The 21,058-nt window shown below is 65.0% G+C and carries 17 protein-coding genes and 1 pseudogene; 2 read left to right on the top strand and 16 right to left on the bottom strand.

Going from position 1 to position 21,058, the window contains the following annotated elements; genetic code table 11:
• Positions 1-164: 164 nt before the first annotated feature.
• Together ACVMB1_RS12320 and ACVMB1_RS12315 are read right to left on the bottom strand one after the other, a co-directional pair.
• The gene (locus ACVMB1_RS12320) at positions 165-1,556 is read right to left on the bottom strand and encodes a LysM peptidoglycan-binding domain-containing M23 family metallopeptidase (RefSeq protein ID WP_076828627.1); all 1,392 of its coding nucleotides are present in this window, start codon (positions 1,554-1,556) and stop codon (positions 165-167) included.
• Positions 1,557-1,666: 110 nt separating this feature from the next.
• Positions 1,667-2,323, bottom strand: coding sequence for a protein-L-isoaspartate(D-aspartate) O-methyltransferase (locus ACVMB1_RS12315; protein ID WP_057018533.1), 657 nt, complete (start codon positions 2,321-2,323; stop codon positions 1,667-1,669).
• A gap of 536 nt (positions 2,324-2,859) precedes the next feature.
• Between ACVMB1_RS12315 and ACVMB1_RS12310 the strand changes: the two genes are divergently transcribed.
• Positions 2,860-3,237 carry a response regulator gene (locus tag ACVMB1_RS12310; protein WP_026192734.1) on the top strand — a complete coding sequence of 126 codons (378 nt, stop codon included), beginning with the start codon at positions 2,860-2,862 and terminating at the stop codon, positions 3,235-3,237.
• Between the two features lie 108 nt (positions 3,238-3,345).
• Here ACVMB1_RS12310 and surE read toward each other — a convergent pair whose 3' ends face one another.
• The 12 genes and pseudogenes from surE to ACVMB1_RS12250 all read right to left on the bottom strand — a co-directional run bounded on the left by surE (position 3,346) and on the right by ACVMB1_RS12250 (position 16,040).
• Positions 3,346-4,113 (bottom strand): 5'/3'-nucleotidase SurE, encoded by a 768-nt coding sequence (gene surE, locus ACVMB1_RS12305; protein WP_028332131.1) that lies wholly within the window; start codon positions 4,111-4,113, stop codon positions 3,346-3,348.
• Positions 4,114-4,183: 70 nt separating this feature from the next.
• On the bottom strand, positions 4,184-5,224 hold the full coding sequence (locus ACVMB1_RS12300; protein ID WP_141340435.1) for a hypothetical protein: 1,041 nt from the start codon (positions 5,222-5,224) through the stop codon (positions 4,184-4,186).
• Positions 5,225-5,240: 16 nt separating this feature from the next.
• Positions 5,241-6,572 carry a serine--tRNA ligase gene (gene serS / locus ACVMB1_RS12295; protein WP_141340436.1) on the bottom strand — a complete coding sequence of 444 codons (1,332 nt, stop codon included), beginning with the start codon at positions 6,570-6,572 and terminating at the stop codon, positions 5,241-5,243.
• Between the two features lie 202 nt (positions 6,573-6,774).
• Positions 6,775-7,572: a twin-arginine translocase subunit TatC gene (gene tatC / locus ACVMB1_RS12290; protein ID WP_038381092.1), complete on the bottom strand. Its 798-nt coding sequence runs from the start codon at positions 7,570-7,572 to the stop codon at positions 6,775-6,777.
• Positions 7,569-8,090 (bottom strand): Sec-independent protein translocase protein TatB, encoded by a 522-nt coding sequence (gene tatB, locus ACVMB1_RS12285; RefSeq protein ID WP_141340437.1) that lies wholly within the window; start codon positions 8,088-8,090, stop codon positions 7,569-7,571. Before tatB ends, tatC begins: the two co-directional genes overlap by 4 nt.
• Before the next feature lie 160 nt (positions 8,091-8,250).
• Complete coding sequence (locus ACVMB1_RS12280) at positions 8,251-8,484, bottom strand: twin-arginine translocase TatA/TatE family subunit (RefSeq protein WP_016846882.1); 234 nt, start codon at positions 8,482-8,484, stop codon at positions 8,251-8,253.
• 156 nt (positions 8,485-8,640) lie between these two features.
• Positions 8,641-9,531: pseudogene (gene scpB, locus ACVMB1_RS12275) on the bottom strand (SMC-Scp complex subunit ScpB); the annotation flags it as partial.
• A gap of 22 nt (positions 9,532-9,553) precedes the next feature.
• On the bottom strand, positions 9,554-10,375 hold the full coding sequence (locus ACVMB1_RS12270) for a segregation and condensation protein A (protein ID WP_050420355.1): 822 nt from the start codon (positions 10,373-10,375) through the stop codon (positions 9,554-9,556).
• Positions 10,372-11,394, bottom strand: a complete 1,023-nt coding sequence (gene nagZ / locus ACVMB1_RS12265) for a beta-N-acetylhexosaminidase (RefSeq protein ID WP_141340438.1) — start codon at positions 11,392-11,394, stop codon at positions 10,372-10,374. Before nagZ ends, ACVMB1_RS12270 begins: the two co-directional genes overlap by 4 nt.
• Positions 11,395-11,440: 46 nt before the next feature.
• Positions 11,441-12,907 carry an SPOR domain-containing protein gene (locus ACVMB1_RS12260; RefSeq protein ID WP_076828729.1) on the bottom strand — a complete coding sequence of 489 codons (1,467 nt, stop codon included), beginning with the start codon at positions 12,905-12,907 and terminating at the stop codon, positions 11,441-11,443.
• A 118-nt stretch (positions 12,908-13,025) separates the two neighbouring features.
• Entirely contained in the window at positions 13,026-14,822 is a 1,797-nt protein-coding gene (argS, locus tag ACVMB1_RS12255) for an arginine--tRNA ligase (protein ID WP_141340439.1), read from the bottom strand.
• Between the two features lie 9 nt (positions 14,823-14,831).
• Positions 14,832-16,040, bottom strand: coding sequence for a deoxyguanosinetriphosphate triphosphohydrolase (locus ACVMB1_RS12250; RefSeq protein ID WP_141340440.1), 1,209 nt, complete (start codon positions 16,038-16,040; stop codon positions 14,832-14,834).
• A gap of 138 nt (positions 16,041-16,178) precedes the next feature.
• Here ACVMB1_RS12250 and erpA point away from each other — a divergent pair, with 138 nt between their 5' ends.
• Positions 16,179-16,508 carry an iron-sulfur cluster insertion protein ErpA gene (erpA, locus tag ACVMB1_RS12245; protein WP_016846874.1) on the top strand — a complete coding sequence of 110 codons (330 nt, stop codon included), beginning with the start codon at positions 16,179-16,181 and terminating at the stop codon, positions 16,506-16,508.
• Positions 16,509-16,571: 63 nt separating this feature from the next.
• Here erpA and ACVMB1_RS12240 read toward each other — a convergent pair whose 3' ends face one another.
• Both ACVMB1_RS12240 and ACVMB1_RS12235 read right to left on the bottom strand, forming a co-directional pair.
• Complete coding sequence (locus tag ACVMB1_RS12240; RefSeq protein WP_141340441.1) at positions 16,572-19,700, bottom strand: efflux RND transporter permease subunit; 3,129 nt, start codon at positions 19,698-19,700, stop codon at positions 16,572-16,574.
• A gap of 3 nt (positions 19,701-19,703) precedes the next feature.
• Positions 19,704-20,837 (bottom strand): efflux RND transporter periplasmic adaptor subunit, encoded by a 1,134-nt coding sequence (locus ACVMB1_RS12235; RefSeq protein WP_057018545.1) that lies wholly within the window; start codon positions 20,835-20,837, stop codon positions 19,704-19,706.
• Between the last annotated feature and the right edge of the window lie 221 nt (positions 20,838-21,058).

Here is a 21,058-nt window from a genome sequence, read left to right as displayed (position 1 = left end):
CGCCGCGGGTGAGCTCCCGGATTTCGCTTCACTCCATCCGGGCTACGCGGCTGAGCGGCAAGTAATCGTCGCTGCAATCGTCAAAACAAAACGGGGGATGCTTGCGCCTCCCCCGCTGTCTTTGTTGTGAGACTTGGAAGTCCCTTGAAGTCCCGACGCGTAGCTTACGCGCCGTTGAGGAACTGGAGCGGATCGACCGGCGACGATCCCTTGCGGATCTCGAAGTGGAGCTGCGGCGAACCCGCCTCGCCGGACTGGCCCGACTTGGCAATTACCTGACCGCGCTTGATGGTATCGCCGCGCTTCACCAGGATTTCGCTCGCATGGGCGTAGGCTGTGACGTAGCCGTTGGAATGGCGAACCAGCACGAGATTGCCGTAGCCCTTCAGCTCATTGCCCGAATAGGCGACGACGCCGTCTTCGGCCGCTTTCACCGGCGTGCCCTCGGGCACCGCGACGTTGATGCCGTCATTGACCTTGCCGTTGGTCTTCGAGCCGTAGGCGGTGATGACCTTGCCGCGCACCGGCCAGCGGAAGGTCGGCAACGCGCCGGTGGCCTCGCTCGACTTGGTGACGACGGGCGCTTCAGCGGCGGCCGCCGGCTGCTCGACCGTCGCGGTTGGCTGGACCAGCCGCGCGCTCTGCTGCGGCAACGCGGTTGCAACAACCTTCGGGGCCGCGACCGCCGGCGCCGGAGCCACGGCAGCAACCGGCGCGGCGGCAACAGGTTGCGCAACGGGCGCGGGTGCCGCCATCGCCGTCTTGGCGCCGGGCACCACGAGCTTCATGCCGAGGCTCAGCCGGGCCGACTGGTCGAGGTTGTTGGCGCGGGCGAGCTCGGCCACCGGGATGTGGTGCTGACGCGCGATGCTGTGCAGCGTGTCGCCGCGATTGACATAGTGGACGCCGGCGGGCGCGGCTGCCACGGCGACAGGGCGCGCGGCCGGTGCGGCCATTGCCGGCGCCGCGGCCGATGCGGTCGGACGCGGAATGACCAGCTGCTGGCCGGGCGACAGCGCGCGCGGTCCCTTGTAGCCGTTGGCGCGCAGGATCTCGGCGGTCGAGACGTTGTAGCGGCGTGCCAGCACTTCCAGCGTATCGCTGGTGCCGACGATGATGGTGGTGCCGTTGTGCCCGGCAGGGGCTGCGGCGACCGAATGCGGAACGGTGCCGGTGGATTCGATCTGCGGACGCGCGGGCGGCGGCGTGTAGGACGAGACCCCGCGCCCTCCTCCGGAGACGCCGGCATTGCCATTGGCGACCGGATAGGACTGCGGCGCCGCTGCGACCGGCGGCGGCAACGGCTGTGACTGGTATTGCGAATACTGCGGTTGCGTTCGCGGCCGCGCGTATTGCGGCAACTCGCGCGGCGGCGGCGCCTGCTGCACGGTGCCGGTCGGCTGCGGATCAAACGCAAACGGATTTTGCGAGTAGGAGTTTTGCGAGAAGCGCGACGACATATCGGCGCTGCAACCGGCAAAAGCCATGGACATCAGCGTCAGCACCGCAACCTGCGGTACGCGACGCGAGCGAAGCAACTCAACAACCCCAGACATGGTTACTCACTCGTACGCAACAAAAGACTGTTTTGAGTAAACACGTACCGAGTAAATAACCGCTTAACCCTGCGAATAAGGCGTTGGTGCCAAGCAGCAAATCGCCAAATTTACAATTCGCGCGCGATTCCCGGCAACGCCGGCACAAAGCGGACGTCGACCAATTCCTTGCGGTCGAAGCGGTTCTCGGTCCGCACCACGCGGACGAGGGTCTGGATACCCTGATGCGGCCCGACCGGGGCGATCAGGATGCCGCCGGGTTCGAGCCGCTCCAAGAGCTTCTCCGGGATCTGCTCCATCGCCGCGGTGACGATGATGCGGTCGAAGTCGCCTGCCCCAGCCGGAACGTCGAAGCCGTCCCCGAGCAGCACCTCGATATTGTAATAACCCAGCTTTTCGAGGCGCTTGCGGGCGCCGTCGGCCAGCGTCCGGTAGCGCTCGATGGTCAGCACCTGCTTGCACAACCGGGACAGCACGGCCGCCTGATAGCCCGAGCCGGTGCCGATTTCGAGCACGCGATGGTCCTTCTGCAGTTTCAACTGCTCGGTCATGTAGGCCACGACGAAAGGCTGGCTGATGGTCTGCCCACAGGCGATCGCAAGCGCGCTGTCGCGATAGGCCTCGTTACGATCGCGCGGATCGACGAAGACCTCGCGCGGCACCTCCTCCATCGTACGCAGCACCGCCTGATCGCTCACCCCACGCCGCCGCAGGGTCAGCTGAAACATCATTTTCTCGGTCGGATCGGGGTTCACGGCCATGTTCATCAGCGTCTCTGGGCGGCAGCGCGGAATCTTGCCCTCTAGTGTGCTGAATGCGAAGTTCGTGCGATTTCGCGGCAGCCACTTTCACGAACTTCGCATTCATAAAGCACACTAGAATCATAAGTTTGCTAGTGTCCTTATCGAATCCGAAGTTCGCTCCGAAGGTGCGGCAAATGATGCGAACTTCGGATTCGGGACACTAGATGCCATTGAAATCCGAAATACCGCGTTAAGGAAAAATTTCCCGTCGCGTTTTGTTCCCGGCCAGGAACCATCGCCAGATTTGGCATTGGCGCCGGCCCGGCCCCCTCACATATAATTGGCGGCGATGCGCAGTTAACGTCTGGGTGGCGCAGATCAGGGCGCTCGTAGGGCCAACACACCTCGTTGGCTGTTGGGCAAATCTTGCGCAGCAAAGCCCGCCAGCGAGATGCGGAAAACGCTGTGGCGCGCCGGAAAAGGACCAATTCCCGAACGTTTGCATTGCGCGCTGTAATGTTATTTGCGAGCCTGATTCAGGGAAGGGCAAGGATTCCATCATGACAGCGATACGGCCGGCGGGCTGTTCAGTTTTCCTCGTAGAGGACGAGGTCATGATCCGGATGATGGTCGCCGATATGCTGGAGGAACTCGGCCATAGCGTTGCGGCCGAGGCCGGCGAGATCGGCGAAGCGGTCAAGCTTGCGCAATCGACCGAATTCGACCTCGCGATCCTCGACGTCAACGTCAATGGCAAGGTGATCACCCCGGTCGCCGAACTGATCAACGCCCGCAACCGCCCCTTCATCTTCGCGACCGGCTATGGCTCGTCCGGCCTGCCTCCGGAGTATCGCGACCGTCCGGCGCTGCAAAAGCCCTTCCAGCTGGAAACGCTGGCCCAGGTGATCTCCAGCGCGATGAAGGGCGCGCCGGTCTAGCCGCAAGTTGCGCGCGTAGCCCGGATGGAGCGAAGCGTAATCCGGGGACTTCACAATACGGGTTCCGGATTTCGCTTCGCTCCATCCGGGCTACAGATTCCCCGAGGATTACTTCAGCGTATCAATCAGCGTTTCCGAAAATGCTTCATCGGTGCGGTCGAGCCGCAGCGGTGTGACCGAGACGTAGCGCGCCGCAAGCGCGGCGAGATCGGTGCCTTCGGCCGGCGCATCCATCATCGCCGCGCGCTCGAAGCCGATCCAGAAATACGGATTGCCGCGTCCGTCGTGACGGCGATCGATCTTCAGGAACCCCTGATTGCGCTTGCCCTGCCGCGTGATCCGGATGCCCTTCACGTCATCGGGCATGCAGGACGGGAAGTTGACGTTGATCACGGTGTTCCTGGGGACGCCGGCGCCGATCACCTTGCGGATGATGTCGGGCCCGAATTTCAGCGCGGTGTCCCACAGCGGCGCATTGCGCGTCTCAATCGAGAATTCCTGCGACAGCGCGAATGACGGAAAGCCCAGAATGGTGCCTTCGAGCGCGCCGGCGATGGTGCCGGAATAGACCACGTCCTCGGCGACGTTGCGGCCCTTGTTGACGCCGCTCAGCACGAGATCGGGCAGCTTGTCTCCGAGAATGTGGCGCGCGCCCATGATGACGCAATCGGTCGGCGTGCCGCGCACCGCGAAGTGACGCGGGCTGACCTCGCGCAGACGCAGCGGATCGTTGAGCGACAGCGAATGCGAGACGCCGGACTGATCGAGCTCGGGGGCAACGATCCAGACGTCGTCGGACAACGCGCGTGCGATCTGCTCGACGACCTGCAGGCCTGGAGCATGAATGCCGTCATCATTGGTGCAGAGAATTCGCATCCGTCAAAGTGCCTTTTGTTCCGATTCGGCGCGGGTATCGGCTTCTTGAGTTGACTGTCGTCTTAACCGGCTAGGGCCGCGGAGGCAAACCTGGCGATGGCCCGCGCCATCGTGCCGACGTCACGCGCCATGGACGGACAAATCGCGCGCTGCCGGCGATCTTGCGCTCGAACACCGGCCAGGCTGCTCTGGCCGGCCGCCGAACAACCGCGATCACGGGCGTTGGCCGCGGCGCCTCCGGCACTTTGACCCGTGGGGTCTGACGCAGTTCGGCCCCGAGCCCCCGGGACGCGACAGCTTCTGACCTTGGAGGCTCGGGCTTGGCAGGTTCAGGCTTGGCAGGTTCAGGCTTTGCTTCAACCTTGGGAGCTTCAGATTTGAGAGCTTCAACCTTGGGAGCTTCAACCTTGGGCGGCTCAACCCTCCGAGCTTCCGGCCTGGCCGGCTCAAGAGCAATTGGTGCGGTTTGGCGAGGCTCGGGCTCGGGAGGCTTCGGAAGCTCCGACGTGGGGAGCTCGGACTTGATGGGATCGGCCGTGATGGGATCGGCCTTGGCCGGCGCGGTCGTGAGCGACTCAGCCTTCGGAGCTTGTAACGCGCGAGACTCAGCCCTGGACGGTTCGGGGGCGACCGAAGCCGCTTGGGGGAGCTCGGACCGCGCCGGCTCGACCTTCCGAGGCTCAACCCCGAGCGGTTCGGGTTTGAGCGGCACCGGAGCGAGCGCTTCGCCCGGCGCCGTCGCAGCCGATTTCGATTTCAGCCTGGCCAGCAGCTCCTCGATCGAGGGCACCGATGTCGCGTCAAGCGGCGCGCGCGGCGCGGCCGGCGGCGTCGCCCGGACCGGCGGTGGCGGCGACGCAATCGGTGCAGGTGGTGGCGGCAGATCTGCCGGCGCCAATTGGGCGAACTTGCCGCGCGCGATCTCCAGCGCCTTGTCGAAGTCGGGCCTGTCGATCCAGGCCTTCGATTGCACCTCGGTCACGCGCGCGTCCCACAGGCGCGCGGCCTCGATGTCGTAATAGCCCATCTGCTTCTGATTGATCAGCTGCAGACCGTGGCCCGTGACGGCCCATTGTCGACCTAGCCAGTGGATGTCACGGTGCAGCGGCATCGCACTGGCCCTCGCCTCACATGCCGTGCTCGATGACCTTGAGCCCGCCCATATAGGGCTGCAGCACATCGGGCACCGCGATCGAACCATCCTGCTGCTGATAAGTCTCCATGACGGCGATCAAGGCCCGCCCGACCGCCGTGCCGGAGCCATTCAGCGTATGCACGAAGCGCGGCTTGCCGTCGGGGCCGCGATAGCGCGCGTCCATGCGACGGGCCTGGAAATCGCCGCACACCGAGCAGCTCGAAATCTCGCGATAGGCGCCGCCATCGCCCTGCCCCGGCATCCACACTTCGATGTCGTAGGTCTTCTGCGCGGAGAAGCCCATGTCGCCGGCGCACAGCGTCATTACGCGATAATGCAGGTCGAGCTTTTGCAGAACCTGCTCGGCGCAGGACAGCATGCGCTCGAGCTCATCCTTGCCGGCTTCCGGCGTCGTGATCGACACCAGCTCGACCTTTGTGAACTGGTGCTGGCGGATCATGCCGCGCGTATCGCGTCCCGCCGCGCCGGCTTCGGCACGGAAGCAAGGCGTCAGCGCGGTGAGCCGCATCGGCAGCTCCTTCTCGTCGAGGATGGATTCGCGCGCGAGGTTGGTCAGCGAGACTTCGGCGGTCGGGATCAGGCCGAGGCGCTCGCTGCGCAGATCGGCATTCGGCGACGCGAGCAATTCGCCCTTGATCGCCCAGAACTGGTCGTCCTCGAATTTCGGCAGCTGTCCGGTGCCGAACATCACGGCGTCGCGCACCAGCAGCGGCGGATTGATCTCGGTATAGCCATGCTCGCCGGTGTGCAGGTCGAGCATGAATTGCCCAATCGCGCGCTCGAGCCGCGCCAGCCCCTTCTTCAGCACGACGAAACGTGCGCCGGACAGTTTCGCCGCCGCCTCGAAATCCATATAGCCGAGCGCGGTGCCGAGATCGTCATGCAGCTTCGGCGCAAAGCCGTAGTCGCGCGTCTTGCCGTACACATGGTGCTGGACGTTGCCGTGCTCGTCGGTACCGTCGGGCACCTCGTCGAGCGGCAGGTTCGGAATCGACGACAGCTCTTTGGTCAGCTGTTCATCGGCCGTCTTCGCCGCCGCCTCGAGTTCTGGCATCGTGGTCTTCAGCTCGGCAACTTCAGCCATCAGCTTGGCCGCGCGCGCCTCGTCCTTTGCCTTCTTGGCCTCGCCGATCTCCTTCGAGGCCGCATTGCGCCGCGCCTGGGCCTTCTCCGACGCCAGGATCGCCGCCCGCCGCTTCTCGTCAATCGCCAGCAGCGACGGCGACAGGGCCTCTAACCCGCGGCGCTTCAGGCCGGCGTCGAAGGCTGTCGGGTTGTCGCGGATCGCTTTGATGTCGTGCATAAGTCAGTCCTGGCAGGCTATGCGTAAGCAACCAACATTGCGTTGGCAAACTACGGTTTGCAGTTCCACTACCACGACCGTCATCGTCAGCGAAAGCGGGTGATCCAGCATTCCAGAGACGTCGGCGTGTCACCGAGAAGCCGCGGCGTACGGGATACCCCGCTTTCGCGGGGTATGACACCGACTGTGAGGTGAAATCACCCTATTCGGCCGGATTGGTCGCCCCGGACGACGCATTCGAGGTCGCGGCCTTCTTCTCCACGATCCGGACCGCGATAATGGCGCCCTCGTAGAGCGCGAGCAGCGGGATCGCGAGCGAGGCCTGGCTCAGCACGTCGGGCGGCGTCAGGACGGCGGCGATGATGAAGGCGATCACGATGAAGTAGCGCCGCTTCTCCTTCAGCATCTTCGAGGTGACGATGCCGATGCGGCCGAGCAGCGTCAGGATCACCGGCAGCTGGAACGCGATGCCGAAGGCGAAGATCAGCGACATCATCAGCGAAAGATATTCGCCGACCTTGGGCAGCAGCTGGATCTGCGCGGTCTCCGCGCCGCCGGCCTGCTGCATGCCGAGCGAGAACCGCACCAGCATCGGCAGCACAACGAAATAGACGAGCGCCGCGCCCATCACGAAGAACACCGGAGTGGCGATCAAATACGGCAGGAACGCGTTGCGCTCATGCCGGTAGAGACCGGGCGCGACGAATTTGTAGATCTGGGTGGCGACGATCGGAAACGAGATGAAGCCGGCGCCGAACAATGCGAGCTTCAGCTGGGTGATGAAATATTCCAGCAGCGCGGTGTAGATGAACTTCGAATTCTCCGGCCCCGCGATCCAGACGAACGGCCAGACCAGCACGTTGTAGATCTGCTTGGCGAAGAAGAAGCAGATGATGAAGGCCACGCCGAAGCCGAGCAGCGCCTTGATCAGCCGCGAGCGCAGCTCGATCAGGTGATCCATCAAGGGGGCCTTGCTGGCCTCGATGTCTTCGGCGCTCATGACGCCCTCGCGTCCTTGAGCGCGTCGGGCTGTACCGGCGTCACGTCCTGCGGCGCAGGCTCGGCCTTCACCTCATTGGTGATCGCAAGCGGCTCGCTGGCTGCCGCGTGCGCCTCGGCCTCGACGAAGGTTTCCGGCGTCGGCTCGACGGGAGTCGTGGGCGTCACCGGTGTGTCACTTGACGCCACCGGTGCGTCGATTGCGGACGCGACCTGCGCATCGACCGGCTTGTCGATCTGCAGGGCGTCGCTGACGTCCTTCTGCAGCGAGGTCATAATGTTGCCGTTGGTGATGCCGGTTGCGGCCTCCTTGACCTCGTCAAAGCTCTTTTTGAGGTCGGCCATCTCGGCCTCGCGCATGGCTTCCTGGAATTGGCCCTGGAATTCGGAGGCCATCTTGCGGGCCTTGCCCATCCATTGCCCGACCATGCGCAGCACGCCCGGCAGTTCTTTCGGGCCGATGGCGATCAGCGCGACGACCGCGATGACGACCAGTTCACTCCACCCGATATCGAACATGAATTCTTCCGCCTAAGCGCGCCGCCATCGGCCCCATCGCTCCTAACAGGATCTGGGGCTGCCGGCGCCTTTTCTCAATCGGCGTCCATAGCGCGTCTGTGCGACGGCGTCACCGTTTCGCGCAAGAAAAAACGTCGAAATATGCGTCAGTACAAGCGCGTTAGACGGCCTTGCTGCCGACGTCCTGGCGCGCGGCCGACGTCGCCGCATTGTGATCGATCGACTTGGTGGGCTCGGTCTTCTCGGCGACCTTGTCGTCGTCCTGCATGCCCTTCTTGAAGGCCTTGATGCCCTGGGCGACGTCACCCATCAGATCGGAAATCTTGCCGCGTCCGAACAGCAGCAGGACCACTGCGATCACGACGATCCAGTGCCAAATGCTCAACGAACCCATCCTGCAACCCTCCAGAAATGGCCGGCGGACCGGCCTGAACTTTGCCGGAAGGTAGGCCCGCGGGGTGTCAAAAACAAGGACCTCGGCCGCGGCAAATCGCTGTCGCGGCTACGTAATATTGCTAGGCTTAACCGGGAATATTCAGGCCTTCTCGCCCTTGTCCTCGGTGGCGGCGTCATCACCCGCGTGGTCGGCGCGGTCTTCCGGCTCGCCGGTGTCAGGTTCGGCCGCATCCGCGTCAGAGGGAACGTCCGCCTCGACCTCCGCTTGGGCGGTCGTTTCGACCTCAGCAGTCCCGACCTCATCAGTCGTTTCTGCGTCGGCCTTCGGTTCCTCGGCTTCCAGCTCGACGGCCGGCGCCAGCAGCAGTTCCAGCGTATCACCCGGCTCGAGCGGCTCCTCGTCCTCCCGCAGCGTCGCGTCATCCGACGGCGACGGAACGGAAAATCCGGTCGGCAGACGCGAGTCGAGCAGACCCGTGCCCTTCAGCTCCTCGAGCCCCGGCAGGTCGCCGAGCGCTTCCAGGCTGAACTGCGACAGGAACGCGTCGGTGGTTCCGAAGGTGAGCGGACGGCCCGGCGTCTTGCGCCGGCCGCGCGGGCGGATCCAGCCGGTCTCGAGCAGCACATCGATCGTGCCCTTCGACGTGACCACGCCGCGAATCTCTTCGATCTCGGCGCGAGTCACCGGCTGGTGATAGGCGACAATCGCAAGCACCTCGATCGCGGCACGCGACAGCTTTCGGGTTTCGGTGCTTTCGCGCGTCATCAGCCACGACAGATCGCCGGCGGTGCGGAACGTCCACTTGTTGGCGACACGCACCAGGTTGACGCCGCGCGGCGCGTATTCCGCCTGCAGCTGCGCGAGCGCCGCCTTGACGTCGACGCCGTCGGGCATCCGCTTTGCCAGCGTTGCCTGATCGATCGGCTCGGCCGATGCAAACAACAGGGCTTCCAGGAGCCGCAATTCCTCAGGACGCGCCACCGGATCCATAGGAGAAACCTCCTCCTCGGGCTCTTCTCTGCGCACTTCCGCCAAGCTTGCCATGGGCTTGCTCTCCTTCTTCCACTTACTCAACCGACAGGTCCGGCGCTGCCATTGCGGCCTGCGCTTGACGCTTTCGGAAATAGATCGGCGCGAACGCCTGCTTCTGGTTGATCTCCATCTCGCCCTCGCGAACCAGCTCGAGGGCGGCAGCGAAGCTCGATGCGAACACCGTCGCCTTCTGGGTGGGATCGGCGACGTAATTCATCAGATACTCGTCGAGGCAGCTCCAGTCCTCGGCGATGCCGACCAGCCGCTCCAGCGACGCACGCGCTTCGGCCAGCGACCATACGGTACGCTTTTGCAGATGAACCGTCGTCAGCACGCGCGACTGGCGCTGCGTGGCGTAGGCCGACAGCAGGTCGTACAGGGTCGCGGTGAACTTCGGATGCTTGATCTCGGCGATCGATTCCGGATTGCCGCGCGGAAAGATATCGCGCTGGAACTGGGGCCGGTTCATCAGCCGGTTCGCCGCCTCGCGGATCGCCTCCAGCCGGCGCAACCGGTTGGCGAGCGCGGTCGCCATTTCCTCGGCGCTCGGCCCCTCCGCGCTCGGCGGCTCGGGCAGCAGGAGCCGCGACTTCAGGAACGCCAGCCACGCCGCCATCACCAGATAGTCGGCCGCAAGCTCGAGGCGAATCTTGCGGGCAGCCTCGATGAACGAAAGATACTGGTCGGCAAGCGCAAGGATCGAGATCTTCGACAGGTCGACCTTCTGCTGCCGCGCCAGCGTCAACAGCAGGTCGAGCGGGCCCTCATAGCCCTCGACGTCGACCACCAGCGCCGGTTCGCCCTCGGCGAGGTCGGCCGGCCGCCCGGTATCAAACGAAAGAATTTCAGCGGTCATGCCGTCCCTACCCGATCCAACAACGCATCCAGTTCAGCCCGTGCCGCCTGCCGGTCGAGCGGCTCAGGCGGCTTGCGCGCGGCGAGCGTCGCCTTGGCGCGCTCAAGCGCCTTGCCGGTCAGTTCCGGCGTTTCGCGTGCGACCTCGCGCATCTCGTCAATATTGCCGTTGCAGTGCAGAACCATGTCGCAACCGGCGGTGACGATGGCGCGGGTCCGCTCGGCAATCGATCCGGCCAGCGCATTCATCGACACGTCATCACTCATCAACAAACCCTGGAACCCGATCAGGCCGCGAATCACCTGTTCGATGATTGTCGCAGAAGTCGTCGCCGGATGGACGGGGTCCAGCGCGCTAAACACAACATGTGCAGTCATGGCCATCGGCAGGTCCGCAAGCGGCTGGAACGCGGCAAAATCGGTCCGTTCCAGCTCGGCCCTGGCGGTATCAACGGTCGGAAGCCGGAAATGGCTGTCCGCTGTGGCCCGGCCATGGCCGGGAATATGCTTGAGAACCGGCAGTACCCCGCCCTGTTCCAGCCCGTCCGTGACCGCGCGGGCGATTGCCGCGACCTTGCCGGGTTCAGTTCCATAGGCCCGGTTGCCGATCACCGCGTCCGCCCCGGCCACGGGAACATCGGCCAAGGGCAGGCAATCGACGGTGATTCCGAGATCGGTCAGATCGGCCGCAATCAGCCGTGAACTGAGCCGGGCTGCCGCAAGCCCGAGCTTCGGATCGATGTCGTAGAGCGCCCCAAAGCTCGCGCCCGGCGGATAGGCCGGCCAATGCGGCGGGCCGAGCCGCTGCACCCGCCCGCCTTCCTGGTCGATCAGGACCGGAGCATCGGAAACGCCGACTGCGGACCGGAGTTCCTCAACAAGAGCCGCCACTTGGGCAGGACTCTCGATGTTGCGCTTGAACAGGATGAAGCCCCATGGCCGCTCGGCGCGAATGAATTCGCGTTCGGCGTCGTTGAGGATCAGCCCGGATATGCCCGTGATGAATGCGCGGTTCGTCATTCGGCCGATTAGGCCGTATGCAGCTCACGGGTCAAGGAAACGGCCTTTAATTTCTTTGGATGAGGCACTGCGGTCCACCCGCCGACATCAGGCTCTTGCACAGCTGGCTCGCCTCTTCCGAGGACGCGAACGGGCCCGCGAAGGCGCGGTAGTAGACGCCTTTCTCTCCGAGATCGACGCGCTTCACCACCAAGGGCTGCGAACCGAGCACGTTGCGATACTTGCCCTGCAGCGTCCGGTACGACGCCTGGGCGTCCGCCTCGTTCTTCTGCGAGGAGACCTGGACCAGATATCCGCCGCCCCCAACCGGAGCCGCCGAGGTCGAGGCCACCCGGGTCGGAGGTGCGGCCGGAGCCGCCTCAGCCTGGCCGGGAACAAGCGACATTGGCGAGTTGACGCTGGCGTTGGCCGCAGCCGGGTTGCCGCGCGACACCGGAGACTTCGCCGCCGCCGGAGGCTTCGCCGGCACGGTTGCGGTGGCCTGCGTGCCATCGGACGTATCGCCCTTGACCGAAAGCGTGCGGACCTTGCGCGGCTCGTTGTTCGGCAACGTGCCGTTCGCGGTGATCGGCGCCGGCGCCGGCTGTGCCGTCTGCACGCTGGCGGGCGGCGGTGGATTCGCATTGGCGTTCAGCGGCGGAAACACGACGCGCGGTCCGGCGGTCTTCGAATTGACGTCGACCGGCGTCTCTTCGCGCGACACGATCTTCTCGGTGCCGTCGCCCGTCGCCATGCGGTCCGGCGTCTTGGCCGGCGCGTCGGCCTGGGCCGGGATCACCTTGGTCGGCGTGTTGTCAGCCTTGATGATCGGCGGCTCACCGCTGCGGGGCGAACCGACGTAGGTCCGGTAGGCATACGCGCCACCGACACCGAACACGCCGAGCGCCAGCACCGCGGCGACCGTTATCAGGCCGCTGCGCCGCCGGCGGGGCTCGGGTTCTTCCTCGTAGGCCTCCTCATAGGCATAGGGATCGTCCGGATAGGCGGGATCGCGCTGCAGGTCCTGCTCGCCGGCTTCCAGCTGGCCGTAGAGCGCGTCGTCATAGCGCGACGGATCCTGACTCTGACCGCCACTCTGATAGTGCGGCTTCTCGTCAAATGCCTCCGGCTGCCGAGGGGCCTCGACCGGCCGATACTGCGCCACCGGCGCGGGCGCGGGCTGCGCCTGCTGAGCCGCGTAGCGATGCAACGGATGCACCGGCTTCGGCTGGTAGTCCTGCTCGGGCTCTTCGTCTTCGATGTTCTGCACGGGAGGCGGAGCGACAGCCTCCTGCCGCGCGCGCTGCATCCAGGGCGGCGGGCCCGCGGGCGGCGCATCCTCGTCCGCGGCCTGCGGCTCGTACTGTTGCGGCCGCGCGTTGGCGCGCGACTGCAGCGGTCGCGGCGGTGGCTTGTTCGCGCTGCCGAAGGGATCCGTCTGGCCGATCAGCCGTGCCAGTTCGGCAAGCGGATCGCTGTCGGCCTTGGAAGCCGTGTCGGCGGGAAAATGTCGGTCCTGATATCGATCAGCCATTGTGATCATGCATCCCCTTCGGGACAGCGCCAAGATCGCCGGCACAGCCGGTCCGAACGAGTTGGCCCCTGCCAGATGCCCTCACAAATCCCCACTCGTGAGGGCCTAATGCCCCTGCCTACCGCATCTCGGTCGGAGCGTGGACGCCTAGAACAGCTAAGCCCGATGCCAGAACCGAGACGACGCCCTGAACCATTGCCAGTCGCGCCCTCGTGATCTCTGCATCATTATTGATAATGAAGCGTAAATAGGGCAAATCGCGCCCCTTGGTCCAAAGCGCATGAAATTCACTGGCCAAATCATAGAGATAAAAAGCGATTCGGTGCGGCTCATGTGCCACCGCGGCAGCCTCGATTATCCGCGGATAAAGCGCAAGCCGCTTGAGCAGTTCGAGCTCGGCCGGGTCGGTCAGCCGCTCGACCGTAGCATTACGGAGATAGGCCAGCCGGGCCTCATCGGTCTCGGGCAGATCGGGAACCGCTTCCTCCCGCGCGTTGCGGAAGATCGAATGGCCGCGGGCGTGGCCGTACTGGACGTAGAACACCGCGTTGTCTTTTGACTGCTCGATCACCTTGGCGAGGTCGAAATCGAGCACCGCGTCGTTCTTGCGGAACAGCATCATGAATCTGACAGCGTCGGAGCCGACCTCGTCGACCACCTCGCGCAGCGTGACGAATTCGCCGGACCGCTTCGACATCTTCACCGGCTCGCCGTCGCGCAGCAGCTTCACGAGCTGCACGATCTTGACGTCGAGCACAGCCTTGCCCGCGGTCACCGCCTTCACGGCGGCCTGCATGCGCTTGATGTAGCCACCATGATCGGCGCCGAACACGTCGATCAGATTGGTGAAGCCACGCTCGAATTTGTAGCGGTGGTTGGCGATGTCGGATGCGAAGTAGGTGTAGGAGCCGTCCGACTTGATCAGCGGACGATCGACGTCGTCGCCATAGGCGGTGGCGCGGAACAGCGACTGCTCGCGGTCCTCGTAGTCCTCGACCGGCTTGCCCTTCGGGGGCGGCAGGCGGCCCTCGTAGATGTCGCCCTTGGCGCGCAGGAAATCGATGGTCTCGGCGACCTTGTTGTTTCCTGACGTGATAAGCGAGCGCTCGGAGAAGAACACGTCGTGATGGATATTGAGCGCGGCGAGATCGCCCTTGATCATCTCCATCATCATCGCGATGGCCTTGTCGCGCACGATCGGCAGCCACTCGGCTTCGCTCATGTCGAGCAGCTTCTTGCCATATTCCTTGGCGAGTGCCTCGCCGACCGGCACGAGGTAATCGCCGGGATAGAGCCCTTCCGGGATCGCGCCGATGTCCTGGCCCAGCGCCTCGCGGTAGCGCAGGAACGCCGAGCGCGCGAGCACATCGACCTGAGCGCCGGCGTCGTTGATGTAGTATTCGCGGCAGACGTCGAAGCCCGCGAATTGCAGCAGGCTGCACAGCGCGTCGCCGAACACGGCGCCGCGGCAATGGCCGACATGCATCGGTCCGGTCGGGTTGGCCGAGACATATTCGACATTGACCTTCTCGGCCTTGCCGATGTCGCTGCGCCCGTAAGCCGAGCCGGCGGCCAGCACGGCACGCAGCGCGTCCGCCCAGACCTGCGGCTTCAAGGTCAGGTTGATGAAGCCGGGCCCGGCGACATCGACCGAGGCCACCAGCGCATCGGCGCGCAGCCGCTCGGCGATCTTGTCGGCGAGCTCGCGCGGCTTGGCCTTGGCATCCTTGGCGAGCACCATCGCGGCATTGGTCGCCATGTCGCCATGGCTGGCGTCGCGCGGCGGCTCCACCACGACGCGGGACAGATCGATGCCGGCGGGCCAATTGTCCTCGGCTGCGACAGCGGCACAGATCGCATGCACGCGCGTCAGCATGTCGGCAAAAAGGTGTGGTGAAGTAGTGGTGTCGGCCATGGCAGGGCGCTAACGCAAATCCGGGGTCGAGTCAAAAAGCCTTTGGTGCTCGATCAGGGCGAAACGGTCGGTCATCCCGGCAATGAAATTGCCGATCCGCCTGTTCCGAGCGCTTCCGGTCTCCTGCACGCTGCCCTCGATCCATTCCGCCGGCAGGTCTTCAGGCGATTGCTGGTAGCGCTCGAACAGATTGCGGACCACCTCCTCCGCCTCCCCCATCACCAGCATCACCCGCTTGTGGCGATACATCCGCCGGAACAGGAACGCCTTGATCGCCGCCTCCTGCTCCGCCACCTCCGACGGAAACGCGATCAGCGGGGTATTGTGGTGGCGCACGTCGTGCGCCGATTGCGGCTGCGCGGCCGCGAGGCGCCGGCTCGCCTCGTTGAAGACCGCGCTGATGAAGTGTGAGATCAGCTCACGGACCAGTTCGGCGCCGCGCCGGACCTCGTCGAGCCCGGGATAGTGGCGGTCGATCTCGGCGATGATCTCAGCGGTCAGCGGCATCTCCTTGAGGTCGTCGACCGCGAACAGGCCGGCACGCAGGCCGTCATCGATATCGTGCGCGTCATAGGCGATGTCGTCGGCGAAGGCCGCGATCTGCGCCTCGAGCGAGGCATAGCTCCAGAGCTCGAGGTCGTGGCCCTTGTTGTAGTCGGCAATCCCGATCGGGATTCCACTTACCAGGTAGCGGCCGGCGGGTGCGCCACCGCGCTCGGTCAGCGGACCGTTGTGCTTGACGATCCCCTCGAGCGATTCCCAGGTCAGGTTCAGCCCGCCGAATTCGGGGTAGCGATGCTCCAGCGAGGTGACGACCCGCAGCGCCTGCGCATTATGGTCGAAGCCGCCGTCATCCCTGAGGCATTCGTCGAGCGCCCGCTCCCCGGCATGGCCGAACGGCGGATGGCCGAGGTCATGCGCCAGCGCCAGCGTCTCGGTCAGGTCCTCGTCGACCCCGAGCTGGCGGGCCAGCGCCCGGGCGATCTGCGCGACCTCCAGCGAATGGGTCAGCCGCGTGCGGTAGTGATCGCCTTCGTGGAAGACGAAGACCTGCGTCTTGTGCTTGAGGCGGCGGAACGCGGTGGAATGAATCACCCGGTCGCAGTCGCGCCGGAACGGGCTCCGGGTCCGGCTCGGCGGCTCCGCGACCAGCCGGCCGCGGCTGCGATCGGGGTCGCAGGCATAAGGCGCGCGGGGGGCAGCCATTCCGACCGACACTGTATTTTAGTCCTTATCCATTTGATTCCATGGTCCGACGCACTTAACTATGACTGAGGCGGCCGACCAAATGAATTGGGGATGACGCCGGGCCTGATCCGGATCGGATCATGCTCAAATAGGGTTTCGGAGACCGACATGACTGCTGCCATCACCGTCAGCGAACGGGCCGCCCGCCGGATCGGGCAGATCCTCAGCAAGGAAGGCGAAGGCGCCAAGCTGCGCATTTCGGTCGAGGGCGGCGGCTGCTCCGGTTTCCAGTACAAGTTCGACGTCGAGCGCACCCAGGCCGATGACGACCTCGTGATCGAACGCGACAGCGCGGTGGTGCTGATCGATCCCGCCTCGGTCCCGTTCCTCGCGGGCTCGGAGGTCGACTTCGTCGACGACCTGATCGGCGCCTCGTTCCGCGTCGTCAATCCGAACGCCACCGCCTCCTGCGGCTGCGGCACCAGCTTCTCGATCTAACGCTTCGCGATCCCGGGCGGTTTCTCCCGGCGCGCCGGTTTCCGGCTCGCGCCGAATGCTCGGCTATTCCGCCGCGACCACCTGCGGCCGCTCGACGTCGCCGCCCGCCTCGGCTTGCGGGTCGAGCTTGCGGCGCAGCCTGCGGTCGATGCGGTCGAGATAGATGTAGATCACCGGCGTGATGAACAGCGTCAGCAGCTGCGACACGCAGAGGCCGCCGACCACGGCGACGCCGAGCGGTTGACGCAGTTCGGCGCCGGCACCCGCGCCGAGCGCGATCGGCAGCGTGCCGAAGATCGCCGCGAACGTCGTCATCATGATCGGACGGAAGCGCAGCAGTGCCGCCTCGCGGATCGCGTGCTCGGCGCTGAGGCCGACGCGGCGACGCTCCAGCGCGAAGTCGACCATCATGATCGCATTCTTCTTGACGATGCCGACCAGCATCACGATGCCGATCATCGCAATCACAGACAGCTCCATCCCGAACATCATCAGCGTCAGGATCGCGCCGATACCGGCCGACGGCAGGCCGGAGATGATGGTGATCGGGTGGATGAAGCTCTCGTAGAGAATGCCGAGGATCACGAAGGCTGCGAACACCGCGGCGAGGATCAGCACGCCCTGCCCGCGCAGCGAATCCTGGAACACCTGCGCGGTGCCGGAGAAGCCGGTCACAATCGTCGGCGGCAGGTTCGCGGTCTGCTCGAGTTCGGTGATCTTGTCGACCGCGTAGCCGAGTGAGGTGCCCGGCGCGAGGTTGAACGAGATCGTCACCGCCGGCTGCTGGCCCTGGTGGTTGATCTGCAACGGCCCGACCGTCGGCACCAGCCTCGCCACCGCATCCAGCGGAATGGTCTGGTTGTTCGCGGTCTTCATGTAGAGCTTCGAGAGGTCGGACGGATCGACGCGGAACTGCGGCTGCACCTCGAGGATGATCTGGTAGTCGTTCGACGGCATGTAGATGGTGCCGACCTGCCGCGCGCCATAGGCGTTGTAGAGCTGGTTGCGGACCTGATCGACGGTGACGCCGTAGACCGCCGCCTTCTCGCGGTCGATGTCGACCGTCATCTGCGGGTTCTTGATGTACAGGTCGGTGGTAACGTCGAGCAAGCCCGGAATCTTCTCGATCTTGTCGCGCATCTCGGGCGCCAGCCGGTACAGCGCCTCGGTATCGCCGCTCTGCATCACATACTGATACTGGCTCTTGGAGATGCGCCCGCCGATGCTGAGGTTCTGGATGCTCTGGAAGAACGCCTGCATGCCCGGGATCTCGCGCGCCTTCTGCCGCAGACGGCCGATCACCACGGTGGCGTTGTCACGCATCTTCTGCGGCTTCAGCGCGATGAACAGACGGCCGTAATTCGCCGTCGGATTGGGACCGCCGGAGCCGACCGTAGAGTTGATGTACTCTATCGCCGGATCGGTCCGCAGCACCTCGACCAGCGCCTGCTGGCGCACCTTCATCGCCTCGAACGAGGTGTCGGTCGCAGCCTCCGTCACGCCGATCAGAAAGCCGGTGTCCTCCTGCGGGAAGAAGCCCTTCGGCACGATCATGTAGAGGTAGACGGTGCCGCCCAGCGTAGCCAGCGTCACCACCAGCATCAGGGCCTTCTTGGCCAGCACCCAATCCAGCGCCCATTCATAGGCCCGCAGCCAGGCCTCGAACATCGCCTCGAACGCCCGCAGCACGACGTTCGGCCGCTTGGTCGCGTCATGCGCGCGCAGCACACGGGCGCACAGCATCGGCGTCAGGGTCAGCGACACGAAGCCGGAGACGATGATCGCAACCGAGATCGTCACCGCGAATTCGCGGAATACGCGGCCGACGATGCCGCCCATCAGCAGCACCGGGATGAACACGGCGATCAGCGAGAAGGTGATCGAGATGATCGTGAAACCGATCTCGCGGGCACCCTTCAGCGCCGCCTCGAACGGCTTCATGCCGTGCTCGATGTGGCGGACGATGTTCTCCAGCATGACGATGGCGTCGTCGACCACGAAGCCGACCGAGAGCGTCAGCGCCAGCAGCGTCATGTTGTTGATGGAGTAGTCCAGCGCGTACATCGCCGCGCACGTGCCGAACAGCGAGATCGGCACCGCGAGCGCCGGGATGAAGGTGGCAGAGGCCGAGCGGAGGAACAGGAAGATCACGAGGATCACGAGGCCGATCGCGATCAGCAGGGTCTCCTCGACGTCGCTGACCGCCTGGCGGATCGAGACCGAGCGGTCCATCATGACCTGCATGGTCACCGAGGGCGGGATCGCGGCGCGCAGCGCCGGCAGCTTGGCCAGCACGGCGTCGACCACCGCCACGGTGTTGGCGTCGGGCTGCTTCTGGATCGCGAGCACGATCGCCCGCTCGTCGTTCATCCAGGTCGCGATCTTGTCGTTCTCGACGCTGTCATAGACCTTGGCGATCTCGTCGAGCCGGACCGGCGAGCCGTTGCGCCAGGCGACATAGATCTGGCGGTAGTCGGCCGCCTTGTCCATCTGGCCGGAGGCCTGCAGCGCGACGTCCTGCTTGGGGCCATTCAAGGTACCGACCGGCGTCGACGAATTGGCGCGCGACACCGCGGCGCGGATATCCTCCATCGAGACGCCGCGCGCGGCGGCGGCCTCCGGATCGGCCTGAACGCGGATGGCGAATTTCTGCGCGCCGTAGATCAAGACCTGGGCGACGCCCGGCAGCTGCGACAGTGCCTGCCCGATCGTGATGTCGCCGTATTCGTTGACGCTCGACAGCGGCAGCGTCGCCGAGCCGAGCGAGACGAACAGCACCGGGAAGTCCGCCGGGTTCACCTTTCGGAAGCTCGGCGGGATCGTCATCTCGATCGGCAGCCGTCGTTGCGCGATCGTCAACGCGGTCTGCACGTCGAGCGCGGCGGCATCGATGTTGCGGTTGAGGTCGAACTGGATGGTGATGACGCTCGTGCCCTGCGAGGAGTTCGAGGACATCGAGGAGATGCCGGCAATGGTCGAGAGCTGGCGCTCGATGATGCCGGCGACCGAGGCCGCCATGGTGTCGGCGCTGGCGCCGGGCAGGGTCGCGGTCACCGCGATGGTCGGGAAGTCCACCTTGGGCAGCGCCGAGACCGGCAGCAGGCGGAAGCCGAACACGCCGAATGCGATGATCGACGCCGTGATCAGCGTCGTCATGACCGGGCGGCGGATGCAAAGCTCGGAGAGCGTCATCGGTCAGGCTCCGGCCTTGCGCGCCCGCAGTTCAACCCGCGATCCCTCCGAGAGCAGCAGCTGGCCGTCAACGACGACGCTTTCATCGCCCGCCAATCCGTCTGAGATCACCGAGCTGCCCTGGAAGGTGCGATCGACCTTGACCGGCCGAACCTTGGCAACGCCGTCCTTGACGACGAAGACGAAATTGCCGTTCTGGCTGCGCTGCACCGCGACCGTCGGCACCACGACCGCGTCTTCGCTGCGGATGATCAGCTTGGTCTGCACGATGGTGCCGGGCCAGAGCGTCTCGCTCTCGTTGTTCATGATGCCGCGCACGGTCACCATGCCGGTGGTCGCGTCGACGGCGTTCTCCACCATCGCGACCTTGCCGCGCTCGGAGCGCTGGTGGCCGGGAATGGTCGCGATCACCTTTGAATCGCCCTTCCCCATGGCGTCGCGCAGATCGACCAGCGCCCGCTGCGGAATCGCGAAGGTGACGTAGACCGGTGCCATCTGGTTGATGACCGCGAGCGGCTGGGTGTCGGCGGGGCGGACGAAGTTGCCGACCTTGACGTTGGCGGCGCTGATCCGTCCCGCGAATGGTGCGCGGATGACGGTGTAGCTCTTCTGGACGCGGAGGTTCTCCAGCGCGAAGCGGTCGGCCTTGATGGTGCCGATCAGGACGTCGGACTGGGTCTTGGCGTTGTCGAGGTTGACCTGGGTGGTCGCACCCTTGCCGACCAGTTCGGTGTAGCGGCGGAGGTCGCGCTGCGCGCCCTCGAGCTGGGCCTGGTCGCGGGCCAGGACGCCCTCGGCCTGTTCGATCTGCGCGTCGATCTGCCGCGCGTCGAGGGTGAACAGCAGGTCGCCTTCATTGACCCTGGCGCCGTCCTCGAAATGCACCGAGACGATGGTGGTCTCCAGCCGCGACTTCAGCGCCACGCTGGAGATCGGCGTGACCTGTCCAATGGCATCGACATCGACCGGAACCGATTTGCGTTCCGCCTTAGCGAGATCCACGGACACCACGCGCGGCCGCGCCGTCCCTTGCGCGGTGGCGGCGCCGCCACCCATCCATGAAGTGCGGGTCATGTAAGCCGCCCCGGCCGCAATGCCGAGAACAGCGACAGTCAGAACCAAATTGCGTTTTTTCATAAGTTTTGCACGTGCGCCGCCGGCTTCCCTTGAAGGCCGGGTGCGCGTCGTCACTCCCCCATCGGCAATTGTTGCGCCTTGTTTCCTGAGAGGGTTAGCACAGGCGGACCGCCCATGGTATGCCACCTAAGTGAAATAGTGCGGCTTCAATCCGGTGATTTGCATGCGCATCGCCGGACGTTTTGAGTAACCGGGCCGCATCCGTTCTGCTTCATTGAGCT

It is taken from the genome of Bradyrhizobium sp. USDA 4504 (assembly GCF_054063995.1).
Note: the sequence above shows the minus strand (reverse complement) of the source record. Positions and strands in the feature narration are given on the sequence as shown.